General features: G+C 63.5%; 26 protein-coding genes. 8 read left to right on the top strand and 18 right to left on the bottom strand.

What is annotated here, in order from left to right:
- Positions 1-26 precede the first annotated feature (26 nt).
- Positions 27-1,361 (bottom strand): DUF2793 domain-containing protein, encoded by a 1,335-nt coding sequence (locus T8A63_RS18885; protein ID WP_322345925.1) that lies wholly within the window; start codon positions 1,359-1,361, stop codon positions 27-29.
- Between the two features lie 247 nt (positions 1,362-1,608).
- Between T8A63_RS18885 and T8A63_RS18880 the strand changes: the two genes are divergently transcribed.
- Entirely contained in the window at positions 1,609-2,784 is a 1,176-nt protein-coding gene (locus T8A63_RS18880) for a nucleotide sugar dehydrogenase (protein ID WP_322345923.1), read from the top strand.
- A 107-nt stretch (positions 2,785-2,891) separates the two neighbouring features.
- Here the strand turns inward: T8A63_RS18880 and ureG are convergent, their stop codons facing one another.
- The 10 genes from ureG to T8A63_RS18830 all read right to left on the bottom strand — a co-directional run bounded on the left by ureG (position 2,892) and on the right by T8A63_RS18830 (position 9,912).
- Positions 2,892-3,536: an urease accessory protein UreG gene (ureG, locus tag T8A63_RS18875; protein ID WP_322345921.1), complete on the bottom strand. Its 645-nt coding sequence runs from the start codon at positions 3,534-3,536 to the stop codon at positions 2,892-2,894.
- Positions 3,533-4,180 carry an urease accessory protein UreF gene (locus tag T8A63_RS18870; RefSeq protein ID WP_322346103.1) on the bottom strand — a complete coding sequence of 216 codons (648 nt, stop codon included), beginning with the start codon at positions 4,178-4,180 and terminating at the stop codon, positions 3,533-3,535. The genes ureG and T8A63_RS18870 overlap by 4 nt, the downstream gene beginning before the upstream one ends.
- Positions 4,173-4,703, bottom strand: a complete 531-nt coding sequence (gene ureE, locus T8A63_RS18865; RefSeq protein ID WP_322345920.1) for an urease accessory protein UreE — start codon at positions 4,701-4,703, stop codon at positions 4,173-4,175. The genes T8A63_RS18870 and ureE overlap by 8 nt, the downstream gene beginning before the upstream one ends.
- 10 nt (positions 4,704-4,713) lie before the next feature.
- Positions 4,714-6,450, bottom strand: a complete 1,737-nt coding sequence (ureC, locus tag T8A63_RS18860; RefSeq protein ID WP_322345918.1) for an urease subunit alpha — start codon at positions 6,448-6,450, stop codon at positions 4,714-4,716.
- Positions 6,450-6,755 (bottom strand): urease subunit beta, encoded by a 306-nt coding sequence (locus T8A63_RS18855; protein WP_067630724.1) that lies wholly within the window; start codon positions 6,753-6,755, stop codon positions 6,450-6,452. The genes ureC and T8A63_RS18855 overlap by 1 nt, the downstream gene beginning before the upstream one ends.
- Positions 6,752-6,949, bottom strand: coding sequence for a hypothetical protein (locus T8A63_RS18850; RefSeq protein WP_067941446.1), 198 nt, complete (start codon positions 6,947-6,949; stop codon positions 6,752-6,754). Before T8A63_RS18850 ends, T8A63_RS18855 begins: the two co-directional genes overlap by 4 nt.
- Positions 6,950-6,958: 9 nt before the next feature.
- Complete coding sequence (locus T8A63_RS18845; RefSeq protein WP_300053231.1) at positions 6,959-7,261, bottom strand: urease subunit gamma; 303 nt, start codon at positions 7,259-7,261, stop codon at positions 6,959-6,961.
- 1 nt (position 7,262) lies between these two features.
- Complete coding sequence (locus tag T8A63_RS18840) at positions 7,263-8,060, bottom strand: urease accessory protein UreD (RefSeq protein WP_416153254.1); 798 nt, start codon at positions 8,058-8,060, stop codon at positions 7,263-7,265.
- Between the two features lie 248 nt (positions 8,061-8,308).
- Positions 8,309-9,289, bottom strand: a complete 981-nt coding sequence (locus T8A63_RS18835) for a zinc-binding dehydrogenase (protein ID WP_322345915.1) — start codon at positions 9,287-9,289, stop codon at positions 8,309-8,311.
- 11 nt (positions 9,290-9,300) lie between these two features.
- The gene (locus T8A63_RS18830; RefSeq protein ID WP_067940640.1) at positions 9,301-9,912 is read right to left on the bottom strand and encodes a TetR/AcrR family transcriptional regulator; all 612 of its coding nucleotides are present in this window, start codon (positions 9,910-9,912) and stop codon (positions 9,301-9,303) included.
- Between the two features lie 169 nt (positions 9,913-10,081).
- On the opposite strand from T8A63_RS18830, the gene T8A63_RS18825 reads away from it, so the two are divergent.
- Positions 10,082-10,828 (top strand): SDR family oxidoreductase, encoded by a 747-nt coding sequence (locus T8A63_RS18825; RefSeq protein WP_322345913.1) that lies wholly within the window; start codon positions 10,082-10,084, stop codon positions 10,826-10,828.
- Positions 10,829-10,832: 4 nt separating this feature from the next.
- On the opposite strand, the gene T8A63_RS18820 is transcribed toward T8A63_RS18825, so the two are convergent.
- The 4 genes from T8A63_RS18820 to T8A63_RS18805 form a co-directional block, all read right to left on the bottom strand.
- The gene (locus tag T8A63_RS18820; protein ID WP_322345911.1) at positions 10,833-12,281 is read right to left on the bottom strand and encodes an FAD-binding oxidoreductase; all 1,449 of its coding nucleotides are present in this window, start codon (positions 12,279-12,281) and stop codon (positions 10,833-10,835) included.
- Between the two features lie 33 nt (positions 12,282-12,314).
- Entirely contained in the window at positions 12,315-14,000 is a 1,686-nt protein-coding gene (locus tag T8A63_RS18815) for a thiamine pyrophosphate-binding protein (RefSeq protein ID WP_322345909.1), read from the bottom strand.
- 31 nt (positions 14,001-14,031) lie between these two features.
- Positions 14,032-15,906, bottom strand: coding sequence for a TRAP transporter permease (locus T8A63_RS18810; RefSeq protein ID WP_322345908.1), 1,875 nt, complete (start codon positions 15,904-15,906; stop codon positions 14,032-14,034).
- Positions 15,907-16,038: 132 nt separating this feature from the next.
- On the bottom strand, positions 16,039-16,998 hold the full coding sequence (locus T8A63_RS18805) for a TAXI family TRAP transporter solute-binding subunit (protein ID WP_322345907.1): 960 nt from the start codon (positions 16,996-16,998) through the stop codon (positions 16,039-16,041).
- Positions 16,999-17,252: 254 nt separating this feature from the next.
- Between T8A63_RS18805 and T8A63_RS18800 the strand changes: the two genes are divergently transcribed.
- The 5 genes from T8A63_RS18800 to T8A63_RS18780 are packed head-to-tail and all read left to right on the top strand — an operon-like array spanning position 17,253 to position 20,538.
- A complete protein-coding gene (locus tag T8A63_RS18800) occupies positions 17,253-18,008 on the top strand; it encodes a FadR/GntR family transcriptional regulator (RefSeq protein WP_067940831.1) in 756 nt (251 codons plus the stop codon).
- On the top strand, positions 18,005-18,790 hold the full coding sequence (locus T8A63_RS18795) for an adenine nucleotide alpha hydrolase (protein ID WP_322345906.1): 786 nt from the start codon (positions 18,005-18,007) through the stop codon (positions 18,788-18,790). Before T8A63_RS18800 ends, T8A63_RS18795 begins: the two co-directional genes overlap by 4 nt.
- Positions 18,777-19,478, top strand: a complete 702-nt coding sequence (gene larB / locus T8A63_RS18790) for a nickel pincer cofactor biosynthesis protein LarB (protein ID WP_416153253.1) — start codon at positions 18,777-18,779, stop codon at positions 19,476-19,478. The genes T8A63_RS18795 and larB overlap by 14 nt, the downstream gene beginning before the upstream one ends.
- Positions 19,479-19,481: 3 nt before the next feature.
- Positions 19,482-20,198: a FadR/GntR family transcriptional regulator gene (locus T8A63_RS18785; protein ID WP_067630745.1), complete on the top strand. Its 717-nt coding sequence runs from the start codon at positions 19,482-19,484 to the stop codon at positions 20,196-20,198.
- 25 nt (positions 20,199-20,223) lie between these two features.
- A complete protein-coding gene (locus T8A63_RS18780; RefSeq protein ID WP_317389086.1) occupies positions 20,224-20,538 on the top strand; it encodes an NIPSNAP family protein in 315 nt (104 codons plus the stop codon).
- Positions 20,539-20,577: 39 nt separating this feature from the next.
- Here T8A63_RS18780 and T8A63_RS18775 read toward each other — a convergent pair whose 3' ends face one another.
- Genes T8A63_RS18775 through T8A63_RS18765 form a run of 3 tightly spaced genes read right to left on the bottom strand, consistent with a single transcriptional unit; the run spans position 20,578 to position 23,881 of the window.
- Complete coding sequence (locus T8A63_RS18775) at positions 20,578-21,540, bottom strand: 2-hydroxyacid dehydrogenase (protein WP_322345902.1); 963 nt, start codon at positions 21,538-21,540, stop codon at positions 20,578-20,580.
- Positions 21,537-23,078 carry an aldehyde dehydrogenase (NADP(+)) gene (locus T8A63_RS18770; RefSeq protein ID WP_322345900.1) on the bottom strand — a complete coding sequence of 514 codons (1,542 nt, stop codon included), beginning with the start codon at positions 23,076-23,078 and terminating at the stop codon, positions 21,537-21,539. Before T8A63_RS18770 ends, T8A63_RS18775 begins: the two co-directional genes overlap by 4 nt.
- Before the next feature lie 2 nt (positions 23,079-23,080).
- Positions 23,081-23,881, bottom strand: coding sequence for an HpcH/HpaI aldolase/citrate lyase family protein (locus T8A63_RS18765; protein ID WP_322345899.1), 801 nt, complete (start codon positions 23,879-23,881; stop codon positions 23,081-23,083).
- A 117-nt stretch (positions 23,882-23,998) separates the two neighbouring features.
- Here T8A63_RS18765 and araD point away from each other — a divergent pair, with 117 nt between their 5' ends.
- Complete coding sequence (gene araD / locus T8A63_RS18760; RefSeq protein ID WP_322345897.1) at positions 23,999-25,741, top strand: L-arabinonate dehydratase; 1,743 nt, start codon at positions 23,999-24,001, stop codon at positions 25,739-25,741.
- Positions 25,742-25,749: the final 8 nt, after the last annotated feature.

Below are 25,749 nucleotides of genomic sequence, written 5' to 3'. Positions count from 1 at the left end.
GTCAGCGGGCCGGGGCCGTCTATGCCTCAGGGCATGTCGAACCGCAGATCAACCCAACGGCCCACGGGGATGTCACAGGGCGCACCCCCGGCCCAGCCTTCCTGCCAGATCACCTCGCGGGTGCGCACATCAAGCGCCGCCATCCCCGCGTCATAGCTGCAATGCACATAGACCAACCGGTTGCCATTCGCATCCTGCGGCACTTCGATCTGCCACCCTTTGGACGCAAGCGGCGGGACATCCCTCAATCTATAGTGGCCCAGCCCAATTCGTTCGAACCGCGCCGCCAGGGGCACCGCGGGCTCTTCGCTGCTGTCGTGGAACAGCCGGACAATCGGGCTCGCTTCTTTGATGAAGCCATTGGCATCTACAGTCGTGTTCGCCCCGGACCACAGGGCTTGCCAAGCGCCCCATGCCCCGGTTGCCCGCACGCGAAAGGCCAGACCCGGCGTGTCGATCCCCACTGCGATCTGCCACAAGTTCGCGCTCGGCCCGCCTAAGGTGCTGTTGCCGCAAAGCAGGCCAAAGACCCCATCCAGCGCCGGAAAGGGATTGGCCCCGGCGGGTGCCTGTGCATGGGCGCCGCCATAGGCTGAGAAACTGCCCGAAAGCGCATGCGCGTCAAGATGCGCCACAAGCGGCCCCGCATCCGCACCGATACCGAAATCCCCCACGCGCAGCAGCCGTCCCACCGTCGCGTCACCCACGCTCTGCGTCAGCGCCGCGCCCGAGGCCATGCCGCTGGCGGCGTCAAAGGCCAGCGCGGTGGTCCAACTGCTGCCATCGGCGCTGACCTTGATGGCGAAATCATCCTGCCCCGCCGTGCCCATCTCGGCCCGTCCGGAGAAATCGGTCTGGAACAGCAGGCTCGCGGTATCGGCGGCGCTGGCTTTGTTGAGCTTCACCTGATGCCCCGCGCCTTCGTGGGTGAACAGGCTCGCCGGGGAAGAAACCGCCAAGCGATTGCCGCTGTCGTGAGCCGTGTTGATCCCCACTCCAGACAGGTGCGCCAGATCGGGGGGCGACACCTCGGCCCATGCGCCCGCCACCCATCGGCGCAGGATCCCGGTGGATTTATCCAAGGCAAGCCAGCCGTCCTGTGGCGCGCTGAACTGCCAGGTCTCTCCAATCCAGACGGCCAGTTCGCCGACATGACCCGCCCAAGCCGCCGTGGGGGCGGTGCCGAGGGCATGAACCTCCCCCGCCTGCGGCAGGGCGGGCGGCGTGTTGGCGTCGAAACCTTCGACCGCAAGCTGCACCAGAAGGTCCAGCCGTTGCAGCGCTTCGTTGTGGGTCACATGTTTCTGCGCCTGTGCCGGCATCAGATAGGGAAGGGACAGGCGCTCTGAGGTGTCGGGCATCGGGGCTCTCCGGGTTATGGGTCGCCTGAGACTGTGTGAAAGAAGTCTTTCCAGCCTGACAACCCACCGCTCGGGCGGGGCGCAACGGCGCGGGGGGGCTGCCCCGCCGCGCCCCGCGCGCAAATTGCTGAACCGGGCCGCTTTCACATTCGCCAATCCGCCCTAACTCCCTGTCAGGCGGCACCTTTTCAATCCGAAAGCCGCAGTCTAACATCTCGCCACCGGCACGCAGGAAAGGCCCACGCTTATGTCTATGACCAAGATCGCCGTTGTTGGCATCGGCTATGTCGGGCTGTCGAACGCGGTGCTTCTGGCGCAGCACAATGACGTGACGGCGGTGGATCTGAACGCGGACAGGGTGGCGCAGGTGAATGCGCGCCACGCGCCGATCGTGGACCCCGAGATCGAGCAATACCTCGCCCAAAAACCGCTTACCCTCAAGGCCAGCACCGAGCCGGAGGCGGCATACCGCGAGGCCGATTATGTGCTGATCGCCACGCCGACGAACTATGACCCGCGCACCAATGTTTTCGACACCTCCAGTGTCGAGGCCGTGGTGCGGGATGTTCTGGCGGTTACGAAAACGGCCACCATCGTTATTAAATCCACGGTGCCGGTGGGCTATACCGCAGATCTGTCTGCCGCGTTGGACACCGATCAAGTGATCTTCAGCCCGGAATTCCTGCGCGAAGGCCGCGCGCTTTATGACAATCTGCACCCCTCGCGGATCGTCGTCGGCGAAGACAGCCCCCGTGCGCGGCGCTTTGCGCAACTGCTGGCCGAGGGGGCAATCGACGATGATATTCCCATGCTCCTTACCGGTGCCTCCGAGGCGGAAGCGGTCAAACTCTTCGCCAATACTTTCCTCGCCATGCGGGTGGCGTATTTCAATGAATTGGACAGCTATGCGCTGACCAATGGGTTAGACACGCGCCAGATTATCGACGGTGTCTGCCTCGACCCGCGCGTGGGCGGGCATTACAACAACCCATCTTTCGGGTATGGCGGCTATTGTTTGCCCAAGGATTCCAAGCAGTTGCTGGCGAACTATTCGGATGTGCCGCAGAACTTGATCAACGCCGTGGTCGAGGCGAACCGCACCCGCAAGGATTTTGTGTCAGAGCAGATCATGGCACTTGGCCCGCAGCGGGTGGGCATCTACCGGCTGGTGATGAAGACGGGATCAGACAACTTCCGCCAAAGCTCGGTCCAAGGGATCATGAAACGGCTCAAGGCCAAGGGCATCGAAGTGATCGTCTATGAACCTGTGTTGCAGGAGGACCGGTTCTTCGGTTCGGAGGTCACCCGCGATCTGGAAGCCTTCAAGGCGCGCGCGGATGTGATCGTGGCAAACCGCAATCACCCCGATCTGGCGGATGTCCCGGACAAGGTCTTTACCCGCGACCTTTTTGGCGCGGATTAACGGACGGGCGGCACTCCTCAACGCGCTTTGGAATGGTGGGCCGCAGCGGGACGAGGATAGCAGCCGTTGCCCGCCTTCCGCGACCGGAAGGCGGGTCTCACCACCGCCTAATACGCGGTTGCCGTGGCCATAGGCGCAAGGTCCAAGCCGCCCACCTGCGCCAGATGCTCCAGCAGGGCGTCGACCCCTTTGCCGGACTTCAATGCGCAAAAGACCGTCGGCAGGTCTGGGCGCATCCGCGCGCTGTCACGCTGCATGACCTCAAGCGAGGCCCCGACATGGGGCGCGAGATCGGTCTTGTTGATCACCAGAATGTCGGACTTGGTAATCGCCGGACCGCCTTTGCGGGGGATTTCCTCACCCGCTGCCACGTCGATCACATAAAGCGTCACATCCGCCAATTCAGGGCTGAAGGTGGCCGACAGATTGTCGCCGCCGCTTTCGATCAAGACCACGTCCACCTCAGGATGGCGCGCGACCATCTCTGCCACGGCGGCAAGGTTGATCGAGGCATCTTCGCGGATTGCCGTATGCGGGCAGCCGCCGGTCTCGACCCCGATGATCCGGTCTTGGGGCAACACCTGCATCCGCATCAGCGCTTCGGCATCCTCTTGGGTGTAGATGTCATTGGTGATCACGCCGATTGACAGCCGGTCACGCAGGGCGCGGCAAAGCGCTGCCGTCAGGGTGGTTTTGCCCGCGCCCACGGGGCCGCCGATGCCGACCCGCAAAGGGCCATTGTTGCGTTTCATGTGCGGAAAATCCTCGAATACTGGGTTTCGTGTTTCATGGCGGCAATGTCACCTAGAAAGGCGGTGGAGGAGAGATCGTCGAGCGTGCCTGCCGCCGCTGCCTCGGCAACTTCGAGACAGACCGGCGCGAGCGCGCGGATGACGATCTGCCCCTCGGTCTGCCCCAAGGGGATAAGGCGCATGCCTGCGGTGGCAAGATTGGCGGCAAAGGCGTGCAGGAACATCTCTAGCGTTTGGCGCAGGGGCAGCCCTTGCAGACGCGCCGCGCGTCCTACGGCAACCGGATAGCAAAGCGGCGGCAGGTCGACCTGCCAGATCGCGGCACTTGCGCGGGCAAAGGCTTCGCCTTGCAGCACGGTCTCTTTCAACCGTTCGGCAGAGGCGGCAAAGGCGCGGGCCTGCGCGTCGATCTCTGCCGGGTCATCCGCGCGATAGGCCGCCGCGAGGAAAAGCGCATCGGCCTGACCCGCGCCGTGCCGCAGCACGCTGGACAGCCAGTCGGCCAAAGCATCTTGATCCGCCACCGCCCCGTCCAGCACCGCCCATTCCAGCCCGTGGCTATAGGCAAATGCCCCCACCGGATAGGAGGGGGAAAGCATCTGCACCAGGGTCAAAAGCGCATCGGCCTGCAGGGTTTCAGCCATGCGCGTGGTTGTGGTGCTGGGCGGGGTCGTGATCATGCGCGTGGTCGTGATCATGAACGGCGTGGTGAACATGGCCGTGGTCGTGCCCATGGGTGCGCCCATGGCCATAGGCGCCGCCTTCGGGGCGAAAGGGCGCGGTGATCTCTCGCGTGGCGGCACCGATCTGGCCAAGCATCTTGGCGATCACATGGTCGCGCTGGATCACAAGCCGGTCGGCATCGATCTGGCAGGGGGTATGGCGGTTGCCGATGTGCCACGCGATGCGCGGCAGGTCGGGGCCGGTCACTTCCAGCAGGGCTTCGTCGGCGGCCACCACCTCAACCACGCGCCCGTCGGCCAGAACAAAAGCGTCGCCGTGGTCAAGCGAGGTGGTCTGCGCCAGATCGACCAGAAACGGCAGCCCGCCCGCCGTGGTCAGCACCTTGCGGCGCAGAAAACGCCCGTCATAGGTCAGTTCTACCCGGTCACTGGCATCGGACCACGCTTCGGCGCGGCGCATGTCTTGGCAAAGGATGGGGGTCATTTGGCTCTCTTCAAAACAGGAAATAGCGCTGCGCCATGGGCAGCACAGAGGCAGGTTCACAGGTCAGCAACTCACCGTCGGCGCGGACTTCATAGGTTTCGGGGTTCACCTCGACCTTGGGCAGCGCATCGTTCAGCTTTAGATCGCGCTTGCCGATCTCGCGGGTGTTGCGCACGGCGAGGGTTTGTTTGGCAAGGCCAAGCTTGCCGCCCACGCCCGCCGCCTCTGCCGCTTCGCTGACAAAGACCACGGCAGAGTTTTCCACCGCGCGGCCATAGGCCCCGAACATGGGCCGCGAATAGACCGGCTGCGGGGTCGGGATAGAGGCGTTTGGGTCGCCCATTTGCGCGCAGACGATGCTGCCCCCCAAAAGCACCATCTCGGGCTTCACTCCGAAAAAGGCGGGGTTCCACAGCACCAGATCGGCGCGCTTACCCTCTTCGATGCTGCCGATATGGGTCGAGATGCCATGCGCGATGGCGGGGTTAATGGTGTATTTCGCAATGTAGCGGCGGACGCGGAAGTTGTCGTTCTCGCCCGTCTCCTCGGCCAGCCGCCCGCGCTGCTTTTTCATCTTGTCGGCGGTCTGCCATGTGCGGATCAAGACTTCTCCGACCCGGCCCATGGCCTGACTGTCGCTGGCGATGATGGAAAAGGCCCCCATGTCATGCAGGATATCTTCGGCGGCGATGGTCTCTCTCCGGATGCGGCTTTCGGCAAAGGCCACGTCCTCGGGGATGGATTTATCAAGGTGGTGACAGACCATGAGCATATCCAGATGCTCTTCCAACGTGTTGACCGTGAAGGGCCGCGTGGGGTTGGTCGAGGAGGGCAGCACATGCTCTTCGCCGCAGATCCTGATGATATCCGGCGCATGGCCGCCGCCTGCACCTTCGGTGTGGAAAGCGTGGATCGTGCGGCCTTTCATGGCCTTTACGGTATGTTCGACAAAGCCGCTTTCGTTCAGCGTGTCGGTGTGGATCATCACCTGCACATCCATCGCGTCGGCGACGTTCAGGCAGCAGTCGATGGCAGCCGGGGTGGTGCCCCAATCCTCATGCAGTTTCAGCGCACAAGCGCCCGCGTTGATCTGTTCCTCAAGGGCGGCGGGCTGGCTGGCGTTGCCCTTGCCCGCGAAAGCGAGGTTCATCGGAAAGGCATCTGCCGCCTGCATCATGCGCCCGATATGCCAGCCGCCGGGCGTGCAGGTGGTGGCCAATGTGCCATGCGCGGGGCCGGTGCCGCCGCCGAGCATGGTGGTCAGCCCCGAATGCAGCGCGTCTTCGATCTGTTGCGGGCAGATAAAGTGGATGTGGCTGTCAAACCCGCCTGCGGTCAGGATGCGCCCCTCGCCCGCGATCACCTCGGTCCCCGGCCCGATGATGACATCGACCCCCGGTTGCGTGTCGGGGTTGCCTGCCTTGCCGATCTTGGCGATGCGCCCGTCTTTCAGCCCCACATCGGCTTTGTAGATGCCGGTATGGTCGACGATCAGCACGTTGGTGATGACTGTATCCACGGCCCCGCCTGCGCGGGTTACCTGCGACTGGCCCATGCCGTCGCGGATCACCTTGCCGCCGCCGAATTTGACCTCTTCGCCATAGGCGGGGGCGTTTTGGCCGCTGCGTTCGGTGGTCAGGTCGCGCTCAACTTCGATGATGAGGTCCGTGTCAGCCAGCCGCACCCGGTCGCCCACCGTGGGGCCGAACATGGCTGCATAGTCACCGCGTTTGATCTGTGCAGGCATCAGAGGTCTCCCATCACCGCGCTGTTAAAGCCAAAGATCCGCCGCGCCCCGCGGATCGGGATCAGCGATACCTCACGCCGTTGGCCGGGCTCGAACCGCACAGCGGTCCCCGCTGCGATATCAAGCCGGTGCCCCCGTGCCGCCGCGCGGTCAAACTCAAGCGCGGGGTTGCTCTCGGCGAAATGGTAGTGGCTGCCCACCTGCACCGGGCGGTCACCGGTATTGGCCACCATGAGCGTGATCGCCTCGCTGTCGGCATTCAGGGTCAGCAGGCCCGCCGCCGGAAAGATCTCTCCGGGGATCATGCTTTGGCTGTTTTCAGGTGGCGCATGGCAAGGATCAGGCCCGACAGCACAAAGGCCAGCCCGGCGACAATATAGACCGCCAGCGATCCGTCACTCTCTGCGCCATGGCCATGGGGGAGAGGCGCTGTATGAGCAAAGGCCGCCATGGCAAGCGACATGAGCGGCAGGGCAAGAAGGGGGGCAAAACGCGGCATGAAATGTCCTTATCTGATGGGGTTGTGCACGGTGACCAATTTGGTCCCGTCGGGGAAAGTTGCTTCGACCTGCACCTCGGGGATCATCTCAGACACCCCCTCCATACAGTCGTCGCGGGTGATGACATGGGCACCGGCCTGCATCATATCGGCCACGCTGCGCCCGTCCCGCGCGCCTTCGACCACGGTGTCGGTGATCAGCGCGATGGCTTCGGGATGGTTCAGCTTGACCCCCCGCGCAAGGCGCTTGCGGGCGACTTCGGCGGCCATGGAGATCAGCAATTTGTCTTTTTCTCGCGGGGTCAGTTGCACGTCAGGTCATCCATGATCGGGGGAGGGTGTCACCGCTCAGTTCGCCCAAGATCGGGACGAGCGATTGGCGAAGGTCGAAACTGTCTGCCGCGAGGATCCGCGCGACCAGCAGGTCAGGGCCGATCAGACTGGCCCCGGCGTTGGCGGGCAATTGGCTGCGGAGCCGGGCAAGCCGCGCTTCGGCATCGGGCGCGACATAGATAATCGTGGCGAGGGCGCCCGCGCCCGCCGCGATATGAGGGGCCGCCAGATGGGCGGTGACATCGCCGCTAAGCGTCATCGCGTCGTGAAACAGCGGGCGGCCCGCGCGGCTGACCTCGATCCGGTCGCGGAAATGGGCCTGTCGAAGGGTTTCACCCATGGCGGCGCGGCCAAAGACCAGCGGCTCAACCAGCAGGAGGGAGGCATCTTGCGCCAGATCGACCGACAGCCGCCGCCGCAGCGCGCATCCGTCATAAAGGATCGTCTCTTGCGGCAGCCAATGCAGCGTCGCGCCGGAGTCTACGGCGAGGGTGTTGCGCAGGTTTGCCACTTGTCCCGGTTGCGCGCGATAGGCGCGTTCGGCGGCCTGCGTGGTGAGGCTGAGCGCGGCCTTTGCCTCTGCCCGGGCGGTCAGGGCAAAACTATCGCCGCCCGTGATGCCACCTGCGGAATTGATAACGATCGCTTGCAGCATCGCGGGGTCGGGGCGCGGAAAGAGCAGCTTCATCGCGCCCGATTGCCGCAAATCCCCCAGCGTCGAGCCACCCCGCGCGGCCTTGGCCGAGACCATCGCCGCACCGATCGCGCGCGGCTGCACGGGGGTCGCTTGGGGGTTGTTTATGCTGGTGTCGACGAGAATGAGAATGGCTCCGCCCGGAAATGTATGATGATTTTTTAATCACCATAGAGACGGGGGAGAGTCATCGCCGAGGCGGTGCAGGGCCGCCAGTGCGCTGCGTTTGCCCAAATAAAGGGCGGAAATTCGCGGATGTGTCGTAATCTTGGGCGGTGCAAGAATGGCGCGGCGGCCCCGCGTTGAGGGCCGCCGCTGTCGTCAAATCCCGATCAAGGGCGCAGCATGACCTTGCCGCCACGGCCCGTGGTCAGTGCGGCCTTCATCGCCTCGGTCACCTCGGCCAGCGGGTAGATGCCGCCCGTGTCGAGGGGAAGCTGCCCCTTCGCGGCGAGTTGCACCAGTTCACCAATCAGACGGCCCCGCGTCTCAGCCGCCATGTCACCACTGACGCGCGAGCCCCAGAAGCCTTTGACGGTGATGTGCTTCATGATCAATTCGCCCGAGGACATGGAAAGCGGCTGGCCCGTCGCCGTGCCGAAGACGATCAATTCGCCATCCTTGCCCAGAAGCTCGACAAGTTGGCCGCCCAATTCGCCGCCGACGGAATCGATGGCCGAAACCGCGCCCGCGTTGCCGATCAACTCGCGCGCTTTGCTTTGCCAATCCGCATCTTCGGTGGACAGGACATGCTCCGCGCCGGTATCGCGCATTTCTTCGGCGGCACCTTCGCGGCGGACGAGGTTCAGCAGCTTGATACCGCGTGCCTTGGCCAGACCAACCATGATCTTGCCCACCGCGCCGTTGGCGGCGGTTTGGATCAACCACTCGCCTTCGCCGACCTTCAGGGTCTCCAGCAGGGACAGGGCGCTGAAGGGCATGGCGATCAACTGCGCTCCGGCCTCGTCCGAGATCGCCTCGGGCAGGGGCAGCAGACCAGCGGCGGGGGCGGTGAAATACTCAGCCCATGCGCCGTGGAACCCGGCCGCCGTGACCCGTTTGCCGATCAGCGCTTCGTCAACGCCTTCGCCCACAGCCTCGACGATGCCGAGCGCTTCGGAGCCGCCGATGGCACCGGGCAGTTCGGGCTTGTAGCCATAATTGCCGCGCACGGTCCAAAGGTCGTGGTTGTGAATGGGCGAGAGCACCATGCGCAGCAGCGCTTCGCCAGCGGCGGGCGCGGGCTTGTCGGTTTCGCGGGTGGTCAGAACCTCGGCGGGCTCGCCGAATGTGTCGTGGATGGCAGCGAACATGCTGTTTCCTTTCAGGTTGGGAATTGGCCCCCAGTGGGGGAGAGTTGGGCAGAGGTTTCAGCGCGGGCCATGCGCAGGGCCGCATCGCTGCGTGCCAGTTTGGCCAGCACCGCCGCGCCGAGCCATTTGGCATAGAGCATGCGGGCGGTGGTTTCGGGGTCAGACAACGCACGAACGGTCCCATCCTCTGCGCCTTGGCGCAGCAATTGGGCAATCCGGGCGACCAATGCGTCGACACCCTGGTCCAGCGTCTCGCGCATGGAATCCGACAGGTCAGCCACTTCGGAGCCGAGTTTCACCACCAAACAAGCGCTGGCGATCCCCGGAGCACTGGATTGGCTGAGCCATGCATCCCAAAAACTGTCGAGCTTGTCGCCCGCCGTTCCCGGGGCTGCAATCAGCGCATCGACGCGGTCGAGATAGGCCTCGACGTAGTCGGCCAACATCGCGGTGCCGAAAGCCTCTTTCGACGCGAAGTAATAGTAGAACGAGCCTTTGGGCACGCCGCTTTCGCTCAGGATCCGCGACAGGCCAACGCCAGAGAACCCGTGCCGCAGCACGAGGCTACGTCCGGTGTCCAAGATGCGTTGCCGCGTCTGATCTGATTTCTTTGCCTCTGTCATGAGTGGCATCTATGAAATAATAGACCGGTCGTCTAGTGCACTCGCGCGAATGTGAGGCACGGACCCCGTGATGACTGGAAAGCGGTGAAAAAACCTATCCCTGTGCGATCTTATATATTAGATTCTCTGTAGCGGCCCGACGCGCAACGATAAGGAATGGAATAGTAGAATGAACCAAAAGATTGCTCTGATCACAGGGGCTGGGAGCGGCGTCGGCCTCGCCTGCGCGCAGCGGTTGGCGAAAGACGGTTTCACTCTCGTTCTCACCGGGCGGCAGCAGGATAAGATCGACGCCGCCTGTGCTACGCTTGACGGGCAGGGGCATATCGCCGTGGCTGCGGACGTGGGGGTTGAGGCCGATGTCGACGCGCTTTTCGACAGAGTGGAGGCGACCTTCGGGCGGCTGGACCTGCTGTTCAACAATGCCGGGCGCAATGGTCCGGCGGTCGAGCTGGACGCGCTCCGCGTCGCGGAGTGGAGCGACATCGTCGCGACCAATCTGACCGGGTCATTCCTCTGCGCCCGTGCGGCCTTTGCCCTGATGAAACGGCAGAGCCCAAAGGGTGGGCGAATCATCAACAACGGCTCAATCAGCGCCCATGTGCCGCGCCCGCTCTCGGTGCCCTATACGGCGACGAAACACGCGATCACCGGGCTCACCCGCGCGCTGTCGCTCGATGGGCGCGCGCATGACATCGCTTGCGGGCAGATCGACATCGGCAATGCGGCCAGCGAGATGACGGAGCGGATGAAAGACGGCATCCTGCAACCGAACGGCAGCCGCATGTCCGAGCCACGCATGGATGTGAACGACGTGGCCGAAACGCTGTCATACATGGCGAAGCTGTCGCTCGACTCCAACGCCATGTTTGTCACCGTGATGGCCACCAAAATGCCATTTGTCGGGCGCGGCTAAGCCGTCAAAGCACCTTGCCCGGGTTCATCAATTGGCCCGGGTCGAGGGCGGCTTTGATCTCCTCCATCAACTCCAGCGCGACCGGGTCTTTATAGCGGCGCAGTTCGGCCCGTTTGAACGTGCCGATGCCATGTTCCGCCGAGAATGAGCCGCCCATCTGGTGCACGATATCATGCACGATGCGGTTGAACGTGCTGTATTCTGCAAGGAAATCGGCATCGGCCATATCGACGGGGCGCGACAGGTTGAAATGCAGGTTGCCGTCGCCGAAATGGCCAAAGGGGCAGGGGCGCAGTCCGGGCATATGTTCCATGCATGCTTGAGTCGCCTCGCGGATGAAATCAGCCACGCGCGAGACCGGCACGGATACGTCATGCTTAATCGACGCGCCCTCGGGCTTTTGCGCTTCTGAGAGGTTTTCCCGCAGCGCCCAAAGCGCGTCCTTCTGCGCTTCCGATGCGCCGATCACGGCGTCGATGATTTCTTCCGCCTCAAACGCTGATTCCAACGCCGCCTCCAGCCGGGCATCAAGGTCGGCCTGCGCGCCATTGCCGGTGAGTTCGAGCAGGCAATAGGCCGGATGCGCCTCTGCCATCGGGTCGCTACAGCCGGGCGCGTGGTCGATCACCATTTGCAGGCCAAGCCGGTCGATATACTCAAAAGTCGAGAGCGTGTCCGCCGTTTGCCCACGCATCCGGGCATAGAGCGCCAGCGCCAGGTCGGGGCCGGTGCAGGCCACCAGCGCCGTGGCGCGGGCGGTGGGCTTGGGGAAAAGCTTGATCACCGCTGCCGTGATGATGCCAAGCGTTCCTTCGGCCCCGATAAAGAGGTGTTTAAGGTCGAAACCGGTGTTGTTTTTCCGCAGCCCGCCCAGATCATTCAGCACCCGGCCATCGGGCAGCACCGCTTCAATCCCCAGCACCAGATCGCGGGTATTGCCATAGCGCAGCACCGCCGTGCCGCCCGCGTTGGTCGAAAGGTTGCCGCCGATCTGGCAGGACCCTTCGGAGGCGAGCGACAGCGGGAAGAGCGCATCGACCTCATCCGCCGCCGCTTGGATATTGGCGAGGATACAACCCGCCTCGACCGTCATGGTGGCGTTGGTCGGATCGACCCCCCGAATGCGGTTCAGCCGGTCAGTCGTGAGGATGATCCCGCCGTCCGGCACGCCGCCCCCCGCCAGACCGGTGTTGCCGCCCTGCGGCGTGACCGGCACCTCGGCTGTATGGCACAGGCGCATGCAGGCGGCGACCTCCTCGGTGGAGCCGGGGCGGATCAGCGCCAGCGCGGTGCCGCGCTGCAGCCCGCGATCTTCGATCAGCCGCGCGTCAAAATCCTTGGCGTCGGTCACGACATGGGCGGCACCGATGGCTTGGCGCAGATCGTCGAGCAGGGCGCTATGGTCTTGCCCGTCGGTTTCGGGCGCGCGGCGCGGCGCGGTCAGAGTGGTCATCTGGGTCATCCTTTAGCGCTGGTCGGCGTCGACTTATTTCTGGGCCGCCGCGCGCAGCTTGCTGATCGTGGTGCGGGTCGAGATTTGCTCGGGGTCGGTTACAAGCTCGATCAGGGCCGGGCGGCCGCTTTCGCGGGCGCGGGTGAAGGCGGCGGCGAAATCCTCGGTCTTGGTCACCCGTTCAGCATGAGCGCCCAGCCCCTCGGCCATTTTGACGAAATCTTGGTTCTGCAAAGTAGTGCCCGAGATCCGTTCGGGGTGGTCGCGTTCTTGGTGCATGCGGATGGTGCCGTAGATGCCGTTGTTGAACAGCAGGACGATGGGCCGCCCGCCATATTGCGCGGCGGTGGCAAGTTCACTACCGCTCATCATAAAGCCGCCATCGCCGACGAAGGAGAGCGTCAGGCGCTCCGGCTCGGCAATCGAGGCCGCGACGGCGGCGGGCACGGAATAGCCCATCGCACCACAGGTCGAGCCGACAATCCGGCCCGGACGGCCAAAGCGCAGGAACCGTTGCGCCCAGCCGGTGTGGTTGCCCGCGTCGAGCGTGACCACCACATCATCGGGCAGCTCGTCGCGCAGCTGCGCAAGTGCCACCCCCATGTCGAGATCCCAGTCGCCGCCATTGGGCGCTTCGGTATCGGTGAGGTAATCGGCGTGGAGTTTCTCGCACCATGCGTCCCATGCCTCAGCGCGGCCCAGATCGACACCGTCCAAGGCGGCAGCGACAGAAACGGGTGCTGCAGCGATGCCCAGATCTGGCGAATAGACGCGCCCGATCTCATCCGCGTCGGGGTAGAGATGCACCAGCCGCGTCTCGGGGTTGGGCGATTGCATGGTGGTGTAGGTCTTGGTCGTCATCTCCCCCAAACGCGCGCCGATCACCACGAGCAGATCCGCGTCGCGTTGATGCGCGTAGAGGCTGGGCGCGGTGGAGGTGCCGAAATCGCCTGCATAGACCGGCGAGAGGTTGTTCACGATGTCCTGCCGCCGGAAAGAGGTGGTGACGGGGATCTTGTTGGCCTCGGCAAAGCGCGTGATGGCCGCGGCACTTTCATCCGACCAGCCAGAGCCGCCGAGCAGCAGCAGGGGCCGTTCGGCCTGCGCGATCTCGGTTTTGAGCATGTCGAGATTGTCAGGCGACAGCCCAGCATGGGTCGCCGTATAGGGCCGCGCGTCGGCGACGGAAACCACCTCGGTTAGCATGTCTTCGGGCAGGGAGATCACCACCGGACCGGGGCGGCCCGAGGTCGCCACGCGGAAGGCGCGGGCCATATATTCCGGCACCCGCGCCGGGTCGTCGATCTGGGTGGCCCATTTGGCGATGGGGCCAAACATCGCACGGTAATCGACTTCTTGAAACGCCTCGCGGTCGGTCGTGTCGCGGGCGATCTGCCCCACCAGGAGGATCATCGGCGTGCTGTCTTGTTGCGCGATATGCACGCCGATGGCCGCGTGGCAGGCGCCGGGGCCGCGGGTGACCATGCAGATGCCGGGGGTGCCGGTTAGTTTACCATAGGTCTCAGCCATGTTGGCGGCCCCGGCCTCGTGCCGCGCATTGATCAGGCTGAACTTGTCTTGCACATCATGCAGCGCATCGAGTACCTCAAGATAGCTTTCGCCGGGCACGCAATAGGCGGTGTCGGCACCGTGGATCAGCAGTTGATCCACAAGGACCTGTCCGCCGGTCCGCGCCTTGAGGGAAGTTTTTTGCAGCATGGAGAAGGCTCCGTTTCGTTCGTTCTAAGATTTAAGTATGTGTGGCGGCTTGGCTTTTCGGGCTGGGGTTCCTGGCCTTTTGGAAGGCCAGGATAACGCCCGCGATGACAAACCCCGAGGCGGTGAGCCGCAGATCGGGATAAATCAGCAGCAAGGACGCCCCGAACAGCACCACCGACAGCATGTTGGACAGTCTGCCAAAGTAGTAGCGCTGCAAGGCGGCGGCCAGCAGGATGACGCCAATGGTGGCCTGCAACAGGACCAGCGTGATCTGGGTGACCGAACCCTGCATCAGGATCGCCGGTTCATAGACGAACATGAAGGGCACGATAAAGCCGGTGGCACCGAGTTTCACCGCAGCCCAACTCGCCTCGACGATCTTGGCGTGCGATAGGGTGTTGGCTGCATAGACCGCCATGGCGACGGGGGGTGTGATGGCCGACAGGATGGCGAAGTAGAACACGAAAAGGTGCGCCGCTCCGACCTGTACGCCCAGCTTCACCAGCGCCGGAACCAGCAGGGCGACCTGCACGATATAGGCGGGTGTTGTCGGCATCCCCATACCAAGGATGATGCCCGCGATCATCGACAGGAACAGCGCGATGACCAGCGTGTCTTGGGCCGCTTCGATCACGAAGTTCGAGAAGGTGAGGCCAAGGCCGGTAATGTCGATCACGCCCACCACGATGCCCGCACAGGCACAGGCCGCGGCAATCGCCAGCACGTTGCGCGCGCCGCCCTCAAGCGCTTCGAGGATGTTGTCGATGGTGACGTAATGCCGTGTCGTCTTGCGCAGGGCCGCGACCGGCACGACCGAGATGATACCGCAAAGTGCTGCATAGGGTGCAGAGTAGCCCATCATCAGCACGCCCACGATAATCGCCAACGGCAAGAACAGGTGGCCGCGTTCAAGCAGCACGATTTTCAGCGGCACTTGATCCTCTTTCGGGACCGAGCCGATGCCCTTGCGCTTGGCCTCAAAATGGACCGCCGCGAAGAGCGCGACATAGAACAGAACCGCGGGGGCCAGCGCATATTTCGCGACCGTCAGGTATCCCACGCCGAGATATTCCGCCATGACAAAGGCCGCAGCCCCCATCACGGGGGGCATGATCTGACCGCCCGTCGACGCCACGGCCTCTACCGCGCCCGCGAAGGCGGGTTTGAACCCCATGCGTTTCATCAGCGGGATAGAGAAGGTGCCGGTCGTCATCACATTGGCCACGGCAGAGCCGGAAACCGAGCCGAAGAGGCCGGAGGTCACGCAGGCCACCTTGGCCGGGCCGCCAACCTGACGCCCGGTAAGCGCCACAGCGAAATCCATAAAGAGTTGGCCCACGCCCATCCGCTCTACCAGAGAGCCGAACAAGATGAACAGCACCATATAGGTCGCCGATACCGCAATCGGGATACCGAAGATGCCTTCGGGCGTCATGAACAACTGCTCAAGGATCACCGAAGGCAGCGTCGAGGTGAAGGCCAGACCGTAGCCGAGAAACAAAAGAGCGGTGATGGGCAGCATCGGCCCAAGCATCCGGCGCGTGCCCTCCAACAAGAGAACAACCAGCGTGATCCCCACCACGATATCCATCGGCATCAGCGGGTCAACGTAGAGAAACCGTTGCGTGATGTAATTAAGGTTGAATGACGGATAAAGTGCAGCGCCCGCAGCCACGATACCGATCACCACGTCATACCAACTTGGCACATCGTTGCGCAGACCTTTGCGGTCGACAGTAAGGAAGATCAGCAAAAGCGCGAGAGCGACGTGCACGCCCCGCATGATATAAGGGTTGGGCGGGCCAACGAAGGCGACGTAGAGATGCCACACAGCCATACCGACCAGGATCAGCCTTGCTATACGGGTAATCAGGGGCATCTTGTCCAGTAAGATCGACAGTTGCATGGGGGTTCTCGCGTCTAGAGTGGAAAGCAGCCGGAAGCGCAGCTGCGCTGAGCGCGCGCGGCGGGGGCCAGTATGAGGTCGGGCCGGGCGGAGCGCGCTGCCCCGACCGACCCGTTTTTCGTCAGGGGTGGATTACATCCCCGAGATGCCACGCTCGGCGTAGAACTCTTTCGCGGCGGGGTGGAACGGCACACCGATGTCGGTGGCCATTTCCTCAACCGTCAGGTCAGCCATGGATTTGCTGATCGCGGCAAAGCTGTCGTTGTTGTCAGCAATCGCGCCGAGCACCGATTTGATGATCTCACCGTCATAGTCGCAGGGCGCGACCATATGGGTGTCGTAGCTGATCGCGTGCACGGTCTCATCGAAACCGGGATAGGCGCCCGCTTTGACTTCGCGACGCTGGAAGGCGGCGTTCTTGTCTTTGAAATAGGCAAAGGTCTCTTCGTCCACGTCGATCAGACGGATTTTGCGCGAGGATGCCAGATCCATGACCGAACCGGTCGGCAGCGACGAGCCAAGGGTGAAGAAATCAGCCTGACCGTCTTTCATCTGCGAAGCAGAGTCGGAATAGGACGTGTTGGCCACGCTATCAAGATCATCGAACGTCATGTCAGCAGTCGACAAAAGCTCGCGCGTCAGGAATTCGCCGGTGTTACCAAGCTGTTGCGTGGTCAGGCGTTTGCCCTTCATGTCGGCGATGGTCTTGATGCCGGAATCCTCAAGCGCGACGATCTGGAAATACTGCGGATAGAGAATGCCAAGGTTGCAGACATTGGTGGTCGCCTTGCGGAAAGGCTCTTTGCCCGACAGGCTGTCCACGGTTGAGATCGAGTTGGCGAATGCGATGCCAAAGCGGCCCGCGTCCACGCCGACCACGTTCGACACGCCCGCGCCTGGCGTGACGGTGATGTCCATATCGGGGTTCTCACGCTCAACAATCGCCTTGATCGCGCCGCCCACGGGATACCACGACCCGCCCTGCTGGCCGGTGGCCATGACAAAGCTCTGCGCATGTGCGGCAACGCCGGCGACGGTGAAAAGGATGGTGGCCGCAGCGGTGCGGCGCAGTGATTTCAACATTGGTGACATAGAAACTCCTCCCGAGTTTTAACTGTGTATCGGCAGTAACTGGATGGGTTCCGGGCTCCCCCCTGACATCCTCTTGCCGTAGGACCGCAGACTGCGGGGGAATCGTCAACCTGTCAATTAAAAATACAAATTTAGGGGGATTTCCTCTCGCTTGTAATGTTGTATTCTGCTTGTAATGCAGCGAATGGCCTTAGTTACTGATTATTGACAGCTTGTCATACAGGTGCTCCAATCGGCGAAAGGATGTTGTTATTATGACTGGAAATCTTCAGGCGACTGCGCCCCTCGTCGATGGTGCGACGCTCAGCGATCAAGTGACGGAAGTCCTGCGCCATAATGTCGTGAACGGCATTTGGGGCGTGGGGGATGTGCTGCCGTCGGAAACCACCTTGGCCAGCGATTTCGATGTCAGTCGCACCGTGATCCGGGAGGCTGTCTCGCGGCTCAAGGCGGAAGGCATGCTTTCCAGCCGCCAGGGCCGTGGGGCATTTGTGGCCAGTGATCGGCCCCGGCAGGGCTTTGCGATTCCTGAGCGGGATATGGAAAGCCAGCGTAAGCTTGAGCAGATCCTAGAGTTGCGCATGGGGCTTGAGATCGAAGCCGCCGCCATCGCCGCCGCCCGTGCAACGCCCGAAGCCTGCCAGGAGATCCAGCGCGCCGCCGCCGCCTATGACCAAAGCAACAAAATCGGCGGCCCCGCGGTTGCGAGTGGGGTCAGCGCCGACCTCGCCTTTCACCGCGCGGTTTGTGAGGCGACCGGGAACAGCTATTATCTCAGCCTTTTCAACTACCTTGTCGCCAGCCTGCGCGAGACGATGCTGGCCGGGCGTTTGCAAGCATTGAAACGCGGCGGCGAAAGCCGGGACGCCATTCAGGAGCACTATGACATTGCGGCCTCTATTGCTCAGGGCGATGCCGAACGGGCGCGCCAGCGGATGCGCGACCACCTTCAAATGTCGAGCGGGCGTCTCTTGGCGCAGCTCAAGACAGAGAATGGATTGGGCGAGTGACGGTTCCTGCCGCGCTCCAAGCCGCCCTCGCGCGGCCCGCATCGTTGACCATCGCGCTTAGCGGGGGGATCGATAGCCTTACCCTCTCTGCCGCCGCGGCCAAGGTGCGGGGGACGGAGGGGGTTACGCTTTGCCACGCGGTTTCGGCTGCGGTCCCTTCGGCGGCGACGGCGCGGGTGAAAGACTTTGCAGCCGCTTGGGGCCTGCCGCTGAAACTGGTGGATGCGGGCGAATTCGCCGATCCGTCCTACCGCGCCAACCCGGTGAACCGCTGCTATTTTTGCAAGTCCAACCTCTATGGCACATTGGCGCGGATGGGGCCGTTGGTGGCGGCGGGCACCAATACCGACGATCTGTCAGACTACCGCCCCGGTTTGCAGGCTGCGGCGGAGCATGGCGTGCTGCACCCGTTCGTCGATGCGCAGATGTCAAAAGCCGATGTGCGCGCCTTGGCCCGCGCGCTCGGGCTGGGGGAACTGGCCGAACTGCCCGCGGCCCCTTGTTTGGCCAGCCGGATTGAGACCGGCCTGCGGGTGGAGCCTGTGGACTTGGCGGTGATCGACCGGGTCGAAACCTTGCTGCGCGCGGAGTTGGGCAATATCACCCTGCGCTGCCGGCGCTTGCGCGGGGGCTGGGTGGTGGAGCTTGATCCGCCTCTCTATGAAGGTCTTTCCGCGCAAAAGCGCGCGGCGATTTTGACGCAGGTCCGGCGGGCCACGGATGACGGGCGTGCGGTGGATCTGCGGGCCTATTCAAGAGGAAGTGCATTTGTCCATCAATGAGAAAGGCCCCGACGGGCATCCAGACGTGACCTTTGACCGGGGCCGCGGCGGGCGCATCGGCATCGAAGAGGCCGTGCTGTGCGAGCATAAAGCGGTGGCGCAGATTGCCGCGATCATCGGCGATGCGGCAGCGGAGGGCCGGAGGCTGTTGCTGAGCCGGCTGACGGCAGAACAGTTTGACGACTTGCCGGACAATCTGGCCCAATCGGTCGATTACTGCACCGCCTCGCGCACCGCCATTCTAGGAGAGATCGGGCCTTTGGCCCGCGATCCCCGCATCGCCCTCGTCAGTGCAGGCACCTCTGATTACGCGCCCATGGCCGAAGCGCGGCGCACGCTGGCCTATGGCGGCATGGACGCGACCGAAGTGTCGGATGTAGGCGTGGCCGGGCTGTGGCGGCTGCTCGCGCGGGAAGAAATGCTGCGTGAAATGGATGTCGTGATTGTCTTTGCCGGGATGGACGCGGCCCTGCCGTCGGTCGTAGCCGGGCTTGTGCCGGGGGTGGTGATTGGTGTGCCGACCTCCGTGGGCTATGGTGTGGCCCGCGGCGGGAGGGTCGCGCTCGATTCGATACTCGCCAGCTGTGCGCCGGGGGTCACGGTGGTGAACATCGACAACGGCTATGGGGCTGCGACTTCGGCGTTGCGACTGGCCAATATGATGCGCCGCGCCGCGGCGGGAGGGTAGCCGGTGACAACACCGAAACTAAAGATCAAGAAACGCCAGACATTGGCCGACCAGCTTTACGGGCAGGTGCTTGAACAGATCGTGTCGAACAAACTCGCCCAAGGCGAAAAGCTGCCGTCGGAAAACCAGATCGCCACGGCCTTCGGCGTGTCCCGCCCCGTGGTGCGTGAGGCGCTGCGTAAGTTGCAAGAGGACGGGCTGGTCGAGGCGCGGCGCGGCGTGGGTACTTTCGTGCGGCGGCGGCCTTCGGAAAAGCTGATTGAATATGCCACGGCGGGGTCGGTTGCCGGGCTGATGCGCGCGATGGAGGCGCGGATCACGATCGAAAAGGCCACCGCGCATATGGCCGCGCAACGGGCCGGCCCCAAGGATATCGCCCGGATCGAGGCAGCCTTGCAGGCGCTGGAGGCATCCATGCAGGCGCGCGATCCGTCTTTTGACGCCGATTACCAATTCCACCGCGCCATCGCGGCGGCCTCGGGCAATGAGGTCTTCGTGCAAATGCTCGACTGCGCCCGCGGATCCATCGAACAGGGGATCGACGTGGCGCAAAAACTGACCCGCCAAGGCTCGCAAGCGCGGATCGACGTGGTGATCAATGAGCACCGCCAAATCCTTGAAGCGATCCGTGCGGGCGACAGCGAAGCCGCGGGCGTATCGATGGCCTATCACCTGTTGCAGGCGCGGGCCCGGATCACCGACCACGCCGGTATCGCATGACGCCAACACCCCGAAAGGCCCCTTTATGATCTACGACCACCGCACCTATTGCTGCCGCCCCGGCACGATCAAGAAACACCTCGCCCTCTATGCGGAGTTCGGCTTCCCCGCACAGAAACGCATCCTCGGCGCGCCAGTGATCTATGCGCAGGTCGAGACGGGCGACGTGAATTCCTTCGTGCATATCTGGGCCTATCAGGATGCCGCCGACCGGGCGGCGCGCCGCGCGCAGATGGCGGCGGACCCTGAGTGGCAGACTTACCTCAAGAAAAGCGCCGAGGCGGGATATCTGGTGCGCCAGACCAATAAGATCCTGATGCCCATCCCGCTCGAAGGCTAAGCGGCGGTCCCGGCCCGACAGGTCAGGCCGGGGCGTTGTTCAGGTCACAAGGTAGCTTTCATCGATCCCGCGCCCTTCGTGAAAAGCGCGGATGTTGCTGGCCCAATGGCCGACCATACGTTTGAGGTTATCCTCGCTGTGGCCGCCGATGTGGGGCAGGGGCAGGACGTTATCGAGCCGCAGAAGCGGGTTGTCTGGCTCGACGGGCTCTTCGGTGAAGACATCCAAGGCCGCTCCGGCGATACGTTTGTGGGTGAGCGTGTCGATTAGGGCCGCCTCATCAATCAGCCCGCCGCGCCCGGTGTTGACCAGTAGGGCGTCGGATTTCATTCGTGCCAGTTCCGGCGTGCCGATGGTGTGGTGCGACGCCTCCGTCAGCGGCATGTGCAGGCTGACGATATCGCAGGTCTCAAGGATTTCATCGCGCTCGGCATAGCGCGCGCTGGTGCCTTCAGCCTCCCCTGAGCGGCGGTAGTAGAGCACCTCGCAGTCAAAGCCCGTCAGCCGTTTCGCCACGAGTTGCCCGATGGCACCAAAACCGATCAGCCCGACCTTTTGACTGCTGAGGTCCCGCGCGCCGGGGACGATTTCTGGCACGATCCACTTGCCCGCGCGGGTGTTGTTATAGTGCAGCGGAATGCGGCGCAGGGCGGCGATCATCATGCCGATGGTGAGATCCGCAATGGTGGGGGCGTTAACGCCGGGGCTGCGCGCCACGGTCACGCCCATTTCTTTCGCCAGATCCACCGGGATCTTGTCATACCCGGTGCCCCATTGATGCACGAGGCGCACGCTATCGGCCCCGCGCAGAACCGAGGCAGGAAGCCCCCGCCCGCGCGGAACGATATAGGCGGCACCTTTCACCGTCTCGGCAAAATCCTCTTCGGAATAGGACGCCGCAAAGCGCAGGTCGAGCCCATCGGCATAGCCGCGCACTTTGTTCTGCATATCCTCCGGCATCGCGTCGAGCACGGCGACGGGGCCGATCAGATCGCCGCTCATGCCGAAGCCCCGCGCAGGTCTTCGGGCAGCAGCGCATCGGGCAGGTTTTGGTAGGACACGGGCCGCAGGAAGCGGCGGATCGCCATGGTGCCGACGGAGGTCGCGCCGAAGTTGGTGGAGGCCGGGTAGGGGCCGCCGTGCACCATGGCGTCACAGACCTCGACCCCGGTAGGGAAGCCGTTCACCAGCACCCGGCCCGCCTTCCGTTCAAGGATTGGCATCAGCGCCTTGGCGGCTTCGGTATCACCGTCGTCCATCTGGAGCGTCGCGGTTAACTGGCCCTCAAAACCCTTGGCGAGTTCTTGCATCTCATCACCCGAAGACACCCGCAGCACCAGACCCAAGGGGCCGAAAACCTCTTCCCCAAGGGCGTGATCTTGCAGGTAGGTCTCTGCGTCGGTTTCAAAGAGGTTCGGCTGGGCGCTGCGGCCTTCGCTGTCATTGCTCAGCAGCGCGCGCACGGCGTTGCGCCCGGTGAAACGTTCCTTGCCATCGCGGTAGGCTTTGGCGATGCCATCGGTCAGCATGACCTGCGGGCCGACCTGTTCCAGCGCCTCTTTTGCGGCAGCGACGAAGGCATCGCCCTCCACGCCCTTGGCCACGACCGCGATGCCGGGGTTGGTGCAGAACTGCCCCGCGCCCATGGTCAGCGACCCGGCCCATCCTGCGCCGATTTCCGCGCCGCGGTTTCGAGTGGCCTCGGCCAGAACGAACATCGGGTTGACCGAGCCCAACTCGCCGAAGAACGGGATCGGCTCGGGGCGTTGCGCGCAGAGATCAAACAGCGCGCGGCCGCCGCCGAGGGAGCCGGTGAAGCCGACGGCTTTGATCAGCGGATGCTGCACCAGCGTCTGGCCCACCTCACGGCTGTTGGCATGGATGAGGGAAAAGACACCGGGGTGAACGCCGCATTTCTTGATCGCAGCGTGGATCGCTTCGGCTACAATCTCCCCCGTGCCGGGATGGGCGGAGTGGCCTTTCACAACGACCGGGCAGCCCGCCGCCAGCGCCGCGGCGGTGTCGCCGCCCGCGGTGGAAAAGGCCAGCGGGAAGTTCGACGCGCCGAATACCGCAACCGGGCCGATGGGGCGTTGGATCATGCGGATGTCGGGCCGGGGCATAGGCTGGCGGTCTGGGAGGGCACCGTCGACACGACGGTCCAGATGCGCGCCTTTACGGATGTGATCGGCAAAGAGGCGGAGTTGCCCGGTTGTCCGCCCCCGTTCGCCCTGAAGGCGGGCGGTGGGCAGGCCGGATTCCCGCGCGCCGACTTCGGTGATGATCTCGGCGCGGGCCTCCATCTCATCTGCGATGGCATCAAGGAAATCGGCGCGGCTCTCGCGGCTGGAAGAGGCGTAGGACCAAAAGGCATCCTCGGCGGCTTCGCAAGCGCGGTCCACATGGGCCGGGGTGCCGCTTTGGAATTGGTCGCTTTCGCCGGTGGCGGGGGAATTGGCGAAGGTTTCCCCGCCGCCGATCCATTCGCCTGCGATCAAGTGCTTGCCGTGGGGGTGAAATGTCTTGCTGTCAGCGCTCATGATCAATCCTTGTCGGTTTGCTGTGTCAAAGTGGGGGAGGGCTGCGCCATGGTTTGCACCAGCGCATCCATCTGCCGCGTGAGCAGCCAGGCGTCGCCCGCGATGGCGACGAATTCGATACCGTTGTCAAAGTAGCGGCGCGCCAGATCGGCGCCGTAACCAAGGATGCCCGCAGGCAGCCCGGCGGCGTGAATGGCATCGACCGCTTCGCGGATCTTGTCTTGGACATCGGGGTGCATGGGGTTGCCGGTATGGCCCATCGCCGACGACAAATCGCCCGGCCCGATAAAGATCGCGTCCACGCCGGGCACAGCGGCGATGGCGGGGATCTGGTCGACCGCTTCGGGGGTTTCGACCTGCACGATGACGCATTGCGCGTCTGTATATGTGGTCAGGTAATCCGTCTGCCGCGCGTAGTTATTGGCGCGAATCGTAGCCGAGATGCCGCGCAGCCCTTCGGGAGGGTAGCGGGTCCATGTCACGGCGCGGCGGGCGTCTTCGGCGTTTTGGATCATCGGGAACATCAGATTTTGCACGCCGATATCCAGCAGCCGCTTGGTCATGGTCTGGTCGGATGAGGGCATTCGCACGACCATCTGCGCATCGGGTGCCGCACTCGTAGCGGCGCGCAGATGATCGGTGATCTGGCTTAGGTCATTCGGCGCATGTTCCATGTCCAGCAACAGCCAATCGATCCCGCTGCCCGCGGCGATTTCTGTCACCGTAGGAGAGCAGAGCGAGAGCCAAAACCCCGACAGACGACTGCCGGGCCGGAGCGTTTGTTTCAGTGTTTTTCCCGACATTTTCGCAACGCGCCCCTCAAATGGTATCGACAATTGGGGTGATACGGTAATATATCAGTTCGAGCAAGATGTGTTTTCCACCCGTTTTGCGATGATGTTTTAGCTGGCGAGGATTCCATGACCGAGACCAAGAAAAACGCCGATCAGCTGCGCAGCGCGCGCTGGTTTGCCCCCGATGATCTGCGCAGCTTTGGACATCGGTCGCGCATGATGCAGATGGGTCTGGGCCCCGAAGATTGGGAAGGCCGCCCTGTGATCGGCATCCTGAACACTTGGTCCGAGATGAACCCCTGCCACCTCCATTTCCGCGACCGCGCGGAGGACGTGAAAAAGGGAATCGCGCAGGCCGGCGGGTTGGGGTTGGAGATCCCCACGATCTCGATTGACGAAAGTTTCACCAAGCCGACCTCGATGCTCTATCGCAATATGATCGCGATGGAGACCGAAGAGACGATCCGCTCGCATCCGCTTGACGGTGTGGTGCTGATGGGCGGCTGTGACAAATCCACGCCGGGGCTGACCATGGGCGCGATCAGCGCGGGCGTGCCGTTTATCTTCCTGCCCGCCGGCCCGATGCTGCGCGGCAATTACGCGGGCCGTGCGCTCGGCTCGGGCTCGGATGCGTGGAAGTTCTGGGATGAGCGCCGCGCGGGCACGATCTCGGCCGAGGAGTGGGTCGGTGTCGAGGGCGGCATTGCGCGGTCTTATGGGCATTGCATGACGATGGGCACCGCCTCCACCATGACCGCGATTGCCGAGGCGATGGGGCTGACCCTGCCGGGGGCGACCTCGATCCCCGCCGCGGATGCGGGCCACAAACGGATGAGCGCCTCTTGCGGGCGGCGCATTGTCGATATGGTTTGGGAAGACCTGACGCCGGACAAGATCATCACCCCCGCCGCCGTGCAAAACGCAGCGACGGTGGCGATGGCGACGGGCTGTTCGACCAATGCGGTGGTGCACCTGCTGGCCATGGCACGCCGCGCCGGGGTGGCGCTGGAGTTGAGCGACCTTGATGCTCTGGGCCGCACCACGCCGCTCATCGCCAATATCCGCCCCTTAGGCAGCAGCGAATACCTGATGGAGGATTTCTATTTCGCGGGCGGTCTGCGGGCGCTGATGGATCAACTGGGCGATAAGCTTGACCGGTCGGCCATCACCTGCACCGGTAAACCGCTGGAGGAGGGGATTGCGAATGCGCCTGTCTATAATGACGACGTGATCCGGCCCCTGTCGAACCCGGTCTATAAGGAAGGCTCGCTGGCCGTGCTCAAAGGCAACCTTTGCCCCAATGGCGCGGTGATCAAACCGGCGGCCTGCGATCCGAAGTTTCACCACCACGAAGGCCTGGCGCTGGTCTTTGACAGCTACCCGGAGATGAAGGCCGCGATTGACGACGAAAACCTCGACGTAACGCCGGACCATGTGTTGGTGCTGCGTAACGCAGGGCCACAGGGCGGGCCGGGGATGCCGGAATGGGGGATGTTGCCGATGCCGAAAGCGCTGTTGAAACAGGGCCACCGCGACATGCTGCGGATCTCAGACGCGCGGATGTCGGGCACCTCTTATGGCGCTTGCATCCTGCATGTCGCGCCGGAGTCTTTCGTGGGTGGGCCGCTGGCGCTGCTGAAGACGGGGGACATCGTGCGCATGGATCTTGAGGCGCGGACCCTCGACATGCTGGTGGATGAGGACGAACTCGCCGCCCGCCGCGCCGCGTGGAAAGCGCCCGAACCACGGTTCGAGCGGGGCTGGGGCTATATGTTCCAGCGCCATGTGGGGCAGGCCGATCAGGGCTGCGACTTTGACTATCTCACCGCGGCCTTCGGCCAAGCGGCGGGTGAGCCGGATATTTTCTGAGGGGTACG

The sequence above is a fragment of the Sulfitobacter sp. OXR-159 genome (genome assembly GCF_034377145.1).
Classification (GTDB): domain Bacteria; phylum Pseudomonadota; class Alphaproteobacteria; order Rhodobacterales; family Rhodobacteraceae; genus Sulfitobacter.
Note: the sequence above shows the minus strand (reverse complement) of the source record. Positions and strands in the feature narration are given on the sequence as shown.